This window comes from Streptomyces roseochromogenus subsp. oscitans DS 12.976, assembly GCF_000497445.1.
GTDB lineage: Bacteria > Actinomycetota > Actinomycetes > Streptomycetales > Streptomycetaceae > Streptomyces > Streptomyces oscitans.
This window is the reverse complement of the sequence record NZ_CM002285.1, coordinates 775,745-782,046: the sequence shown is the minus strand read 5'-3', so window position 1 is coordinate 782,046 and position 6,302 is coordinate 775,745. Positions and strand designations below refer to the sequence as shown.

Annotated in this window: 6 protein-coding genes; 1 reads left to right on the top strand and 5 read right to left on the bottom strand. The window is 71.7% G+C overall.

Translation table 11 applies throughout. The annotated features are described in order from the left end of the window. The 5 genes from M878_RS53690 to fae all read right to left on the bottom strand — a co-directional run. Positions 1–993, bottom strand: a 993-nt coding sequence (locus M878_RS53690; protein WP_023544744.1) for an iron-containing alcohol dehydrogenase, incomplete at its 3' end; no start/stop codon positions are given. 57 nt (positions 994–1,050) lie between these two features. Beyond that, complete coding sequence (locus M878_RS53685; protein WP_023544743.1) at positions 1,051–1,986, bottom strand: NAD(P)-dependent oxidoreductase; 936 nt, start codon at positions 1,984–1,986, stop codon at positions 1,051–1,053. A 59-nt stretch (positions 1,987–2,045) separates the two neighbouring features. Beyond that, positions 2,046–3,575, bottom strand: a complete 1,530-nt coding sequence (locus M878_RS53680) for an aldehyde dehydrogenase (protein ID WP_023544742.1) — start codon at positions 3,573–3,575, stop codon at positions 2,046–2,048. Continuing rightward, a complete protein-coding gene (locus M878_RS53675) occupies positions 3,572–4,684 on the bottom strand; it encodes a mandelate racemase/muconate lactonizing enzyme family protein (protein WP_023544741.1) in 1,113 nt (370 codons plus the stop codon). The genes M878_RS53680 and M878_RS53675 overlap by 4 nt, the downstream gene beginning before the upstream one ends. After that, positions 4,681–5,256, bottom strand: coding sequence for a formaldehyde-activating enzyme (gene fae, locus M878_RS53670; RefSeq protein WP_023544740.1), 576 nt, complete (start codon positions 5,254–5,256; stop codon positions 4,681–4,683). Before fae ends, M878_RS53675 begins: the two co-directional genes overlap by 4 nt. Positions 5,257–5,499: 243 nt before the next feature. Here fae and M878_RS53665 point away from each other — a divergent pair, with 243 nt between their 5' ends. Continuing rightward, positions 5,500–6,288, top strand: a complete 789-nt coding sequence (locus M878_RS53665) for an IclR family transcriptional regulator (RefSeq protein ID WP_023544739.1) — start codon at positions 5,500–5,502, stop codon at positions 6,286–6,288. The last annotated feature ends 14 nt before the right edge of the window (positions 6,289–6,302 follow it).

The window sequence follows — 6,302 nt, the reverse complement described above, 5'->3', positions numbered from 1 at the left end:
TCCCGTACCGCCGTGACGGCCGCCCGCGCCCACGTCGCCGTCGGCGGGCGGCGGCACCCGCAGGGCCCGCGCCGCCCGCTCGTACGCCTCCCGCGCCGCCGGCGCGCTGAACTCCATGACCTCCTCCAGGACGGCGGCCAGGGCGACGCCGTGCGGGGTGCCGGTGTGGGCGGTGAGCGCATGGCCGATGCCATGAACCAGGCCGAGCCCGGACAGGGTCAGGGCCTGGCCCGCGAGATGCGCGCCCATCATCAGCTCGGCGCGGGCGTCGAGGTCCGAACCGTCCCGGTGGGCGAGCGGCAGGGCATGGCCGGTCATCGCCACGGCCTGGGTGGCGTACGCCAGGGAGAACGCGTTGGCACCGCGCGAGGCCAGCGACTCGATGCCGTGGACGAGAGCGTCGATGCCGGTCGCGGCCGTCGCCGCCGGTGGCAGGCCGAGCGTCAGCTCCGGGTCGAGCAGGGCGATGCGGGGCTTGACGGACGGGTGCCCGATGTACACCTTGCGGCAGGCGGCCGCGTCCTCGATGACGCCGAAGCCGTTGGTCTCCGCGCCGGTCCCGGAGGTCGTCGGTACGGCGATCAACGGCAGTCCGTCGGCCGCCTCCCAGAGGTGGTCGGCGTCGGCGGCGACCGCGTCCGGATTGCCCACCAGCAGGGAGATGCCCTTCGCGGCGTCCAGCACCGAGCCGCCGCCGAGCGCCACGACCACCGCCGGACCGAAGGCGCGGGCCCGGGCGGCACCCGCGTCGACGTTCCCGGTGGACGGATTGGGCGCCACCTCGTCGTACACGGCGTACTCCACTCCCGCCACGTCCAGGATCTTCAGGAGGCGCCCGGCGACACCGGCCGCGCGCAGTCCCCGGTCTGTGACGACGAACGCGCGGTGGTGACCGGTGTCCGCGATCAGTTCGGGCAGCAGCCCGATCCGGCCGGGGCCGAACTCGACCCGGCAGACGGTGTCGAGACTCAAAGGGGTGAAGCTGTCGGTCATGGGGTGCGGCTCCTGACGGAAGTCATGGCGTGCGGCTCCTGGGAAGACTCGGTCGCGTCAGACCGTGAGAGCGGTGGCTTCGAACGCGGCGGCCGGCGACGGCAGCCTGAACTCCCGCCCGGCCAGCTCCTCGTAGAGCCGTACCGGGCTCATCTCGCCGGCGAGGTCGCCGTGCCGTGCCTTGGCGCGGCGGTAGATCTGCTCGACCAGCGCCGACAGCTCCGCGGAGACGTTGAGATCGCGGCCGAGGTCGACGGCGAGGCCCAGGTCCTTGCAGGCCAGCGCCATCGCGAAGGAGTCGTCGTAGTCGCCGTCGGCGAGTACGCACATGATGTCGTTCTCCAGGAAGTGTGACGCGGCGGGCGACGCGAGCAGGGCGCCCCGCAGCACGCCCAGATCGACGCCCGCCTTGACGCCCATCGCCAGCACCTCGCTGGTGGCGACCAGATGGCTGAACCACAACAGGTTGATCATGAGCTTGACCGTGTAACCGGCGCCGAGCGGGCCGACGTGCAGTACCCGGTCGGAGTCGCCGAGCGTCTCGAAGACCGGCAGCGCGATCCGGAAGTCGTCGTCCGCGCCGCCCGCGAAGATCTGCAGCGTGCCCGCCTCGGCACCCCGCGCCATCCCGCTGACCGGCGCGTCCAGCCGGCGCACCCCGCGCGCGTCCAGCACCTCGGCCGCGACCCGCTCGGCGGCGGCCGGAGTGGACGTCGACATGTCGATCCACAGCGCGCCCTCGGGCAGCGCCTCTGCGGCCCCGCCGCGCAGCAGCACCTCCTCCACGATGCGCGGGTTGGGCAGCATGGTGATCAGGAACTCGGCGTCCCGGGCGCAGTCGGCGGGGGTGTCGGCCCAGCGCGCGCCGAGCGCCAGATGCTCGGCGGCGGCCTCGGGCCGGGTGTCGTGCACGGTGACCAGATGTCCCGCGTGGATCAGGTGCCGGGCCATGTGGCGTCCCATGTTGCCCAGGCCGATGAAACCGATCCTCATCAGTTGTCCTCGCTGAGATGAGAGAAGAGAAAGAGGGGGAGTGTTCGCCTGATGAAGGTTCAGGCGAGGTTGATCCATGTCGTCTTGAGCGCCGTGTACGCGTCCAGCGCGTGCAGGGACCTGTCGCGCCCCGCGCCGGTCGCCTTGAAGCCGCCGAACGGGGTGATGACGTCGCTGGCGTCGAAGGTGTTGATCCACACGGTGCCGGCCCGCAGCCGCCGCGCGGTGCGGTGGGCGACGGTCACGTCCCGGGTCCACACGGAGGCGACGAGCCCGAAGTCGCTCTGGTTCGCGAGCCGTACGCCTTCCGCGTTGTCGGCGGAGTCATCGTCGTACGACACCACCGCGAGCACCGGTCCGAAGATCTCCTCCTGCCCGACCACCGAGGTGTTCGCCACCTCGTCGAGCACGGTGGGCTCCACATAGCTGCCGCCGGTCTCGGCGAGCACCCGGTTCCCGCCGAGCAGCACGGTAGCGCCGTCCTGTGTGCCGCGCTCGATATAGCCGAGGACCTTGGCGAGTTGAGCCTCATCCACGATCGGGCCCAGCACCGTGGCCGGGTCGAGCGGGTCGCCAACGCGGAAGGTGCAGGCGGTGATCCGGCGTACGGCGGCGAGGAGTTCGTCCTTGACCGACGCGTGCACGACGACTCGCGAGCCCGCGTTGCACGTCTGCCCCGCGTTGTAGAAGATGCCCCAGGCCACGGCGGAGGCGGCGGCCTCGATGTCGGCGTCCGCCAGGACGAGTTGGGGTGACTTGCCGCCCGCCTCGACGGCGACCTGCTTGCCGTTGGACTCGCCCGCGTACACCTGGAAGAGCCGGGCCACCTCCGCCGAGCCGGTGAAGGCGATCTTGTCGACGTCCGGGTGCCGGCCCAGCGCCTGCCCGGCCACCTCGCCCCGCCCGGGGACCACGTTGAACACACCGTCCGGCAGTCCCGCCTCGGTGGCGAGCGCGGCCAGCCGCAGCGCGCCGAGCGAGGTCTGCTCGGCCGGTTTCAGCACCACGCTGTTGCCGGTGGCGAGAGCCGGGCCCAGCTTCCAACTGGCGATCAGCAGCGCGTAGTTCCACGGGACGACGGCGCCGATGACACCGAGCGGCTCCCGGGTGACCAGTGCGAGCGCGTCACCGGGGGTCGGGGCGACCTCGTCGTACGTCTTGTCGATCGTCTCCGCGTACCAGGCGATCGTCTCGGCCGTCTTGGCCACGTCCACACGCAGCGACTCGGTGATCGGCTTGCCCATCTCCAGCGTGTCGAGCAGCGCCAGCTCCTCGGCGTTCGCCAGGATCAGCTCCGCCCAGCGCAGCAGGATGCGCTTGCGCTCCTTGGGCGCGAGGTCCCGCCAGCGGCCGTCCTCGAAGGCGGTACGGGCGGACCGTACGGCCCGGTCGACGTCCTCGGCCGAGGCCGCCTGCACCTCGGCCAGCACCCCGCCGTCGCGCGGGGAGGTACTCGGAAACACCTCGCCGGAGACGGCGTCCGTGAACACGCCGTCGATGAACGGGCGGGTCTCGAAGACGAGTTTTCCGGCCGCCGCCCGCCACTCGTCGTACGAGCGGGTCAGCAACTCCTCGATCGCGTACGTCACTTCACCCTCCAGCGGTCGATCGCGTCCTCGTCCAGCTCCACGCCCAGCCCCGGCCTGTCCGGGACTTCGAGACAGCCGTCGGCGTCCACGCGCACCGGCTCGGCGAGCATGAAGTCGCGGCGCTCGGGGGTCCAGCCGGGCGGGTCGTAGGGAAACTCGAAGTACGGGCCGCCGCCGACGCCCGCCGACACATGCAGGTTGGCGAGCACCCCGATGCCGTTCGTCCAGCTGTGCGGTGTGAACTGACGGTGTTTCAGTTGGGCCAGCTCGGCGAGGGTGCGGGCGCGGTGCATACCGATCGCGAGGACGACGTCCATCTGGTAGACGTCGAGGGCGTCCTCCTCCAGGTAGCGCAGCAGTTCGGGCACCGAGTGATGCATCTCGCCGGCCGCGATGCGCACGCCCGGGTTCTCGGCGCGCAGCCGCTTGAACCCGTCCAGGTCCGCGTACGGCAGCGGCTCCTCGACCCAGAACACGTCCAGCTCGGCGAGCCGGGCGATGATCTTGCGGGTCTTGGCGAGGTCGGAGGCGTCAGCGGTGTCGCCCGCCATCCGCCAGGCCTGGTTGAGGTCGACCATGATGTCGAAGTCATCGCCGAGTTCCTCGCGCACGGCCCGGACCGCCGCGACACCCTCGTCGACACGGTTTCGGTCGATGCGGATCTTCATCGCCCGGAACCCGGCCTCACGCACCTTCAGCGCGGTCGCGACCCGCTCCTCGGGGGACTTCAGCTCGCCGGAGGACGCGTACGCGGGCAGCTTCTTCGCCGCGTTGCCGAACAGTTCGGACACCGGCCGGCCGTGCACCTTGCCGATGATGTCCCACAGCGCGGCCTCCAGTGGCCAGTACGGGGCGCCATGGAAACTGGCCGTCTCGATGGCCTTCACATGCCGGGTGATGTCGAGGGGATCCTCGCCGACGAACAGGTGCTTGTAGGTGCCGAAGCCGTCCATGAGGTCGCCGGAGCCGATGCCGGTGATCCCCTCGTCGGTGTGCACCCGCACGATCGTGGCGTCGAAGTGGCCGCGCGGCACCGGGTCCCAGGCCGCCCGGAACGGCGGGTCCAGCTCCAGGCGCAACCGGTCGAGCGAGATGTCCGTGATCTTCACCGGGCGAGCACCTCCGCGGACGGTGTGTAGAACGGGTTCGCCGGGCCCTCCTCGGCCGCGTCCAGCACGTCGGCCACAGAGGGCGAGCCCGTCACCGCGGCCCGGACGGCGCCGTAGGCCGCCGCGCGCTGGTTGCGGAAGGAGGCGTCGAGGTCGTCGACGCCGGGATTGACCCAGACGGCCGCGATGATCAGCAGCTCGTCGGCCTCCCCGGCCGGGAGAAGGCCCTCCGCGACCGCGTCGAGGACACCCTGCGCCAGACCCGCCTGAGCGCTGCCCCAGGTGGCCCGCTCGTGCAGGTCGCCCCGGGCGGCGGCCTTGGTGACGAACAGGGTCGCCGGCTTGACCGGCACCGACGGCCGTACGACCGTCAGGAACGGCACATGCCCGGCGCTCGGCGTGGCCAGCGCGGTCGCCCAGGCCGTCTCGACCGGGCCGCCCTTGCGGCCGATCACGACGTTGGTGTGCGCGGCGTTCACGCCGTCACCGACGAAGGACTCGCCGATCAGCGCGGTCGCGGCAAAGGAATCGGCGGATGAATCCGGCGCGGCACATGACTCCGGGGAAGGCATCGGAACTCCAGGACCTTCGGTGACGGGGTTCGACGGGCGAACCAGGACGCGAGCGGGCCGGAACCGCACATCATGCGTGAACCCCGCATTCGGGGCAGTTCCTACGGCCCGATGCGGCGAATCTAGGTCCGTCACCTGCCGTCGGCAAGGCGGTCCAGGGAATCGAAATGCCGGTTGCTCTCCGGACAACTCAAGCTCTGACCTGGGGGTTCTCCGAGGGATCGGCGTGCCTAGGATGGCGCCGTGACGGACACTCCCTCCGCCGCGCGCGGGCACGGTCTGCGCCGGGACATCGATCTGCTGGAAGCCCTCGCCTCCGACGAGGCGCAGCGCGCCGGAGGCCTCGGTGTGGTCCGGCTGGCCCAGCTCGTCGGCCGCGAGAAGACCCAGATCTCCCGCGCCCTGAAGGCCCTGGCCGCCGAGGGGATCGTCGAACGCGACCCGGACACCCTGGAGTACCGCCTGGGCTGGCGGCTGTTCTCGCTGGTCGCCCGCACCTCCGAGAGCCGGCTCGTGCGCGTCGCGGAGCCGGTCATGCACGCGCTCTCGGCGGACCTGGAGGAGACGAGCCACCTCTGCGTCCTGCACGACCGCGAGGTGCTCACCCTGCTGTCGGTCTCCGGGCACTCCTTCCGCGTGCACGGCTGGGAGGGCCGCGGGGTGCCCGCATGGCGGCTGTCCGCCGGCCGGGTCCTGCTCGCCGACGCCACCCCGGACGAGCTGTACGTCCGCTTCGGCACGACGGGCGAGATGCCGGTGCCCGAGCTGTGGTCGCTGATCCAGGAGGCCAGGCGACGCGGGTACGCCCGGGTCAGCGAGGAGTTCGAGGCGGACCTGGTCGGCGTGTCCGCACCGGTACGGGACTTCCGCGGCCGGGTCGTCGCGGCGCTGAACATCTCCGCGCCCAAGGCCCGCCTCGGCGACCGGCTCGACGAGGCCGGGCGTACGACGGCTCGCGCCGCGGCCCGGGTGTCCACGCTGCTCGGCTGGGAGCCCCGCCCCGCGCCGCTGCCCCGGAAGACCCCTCTGTGATCAGCGAGTTGCCC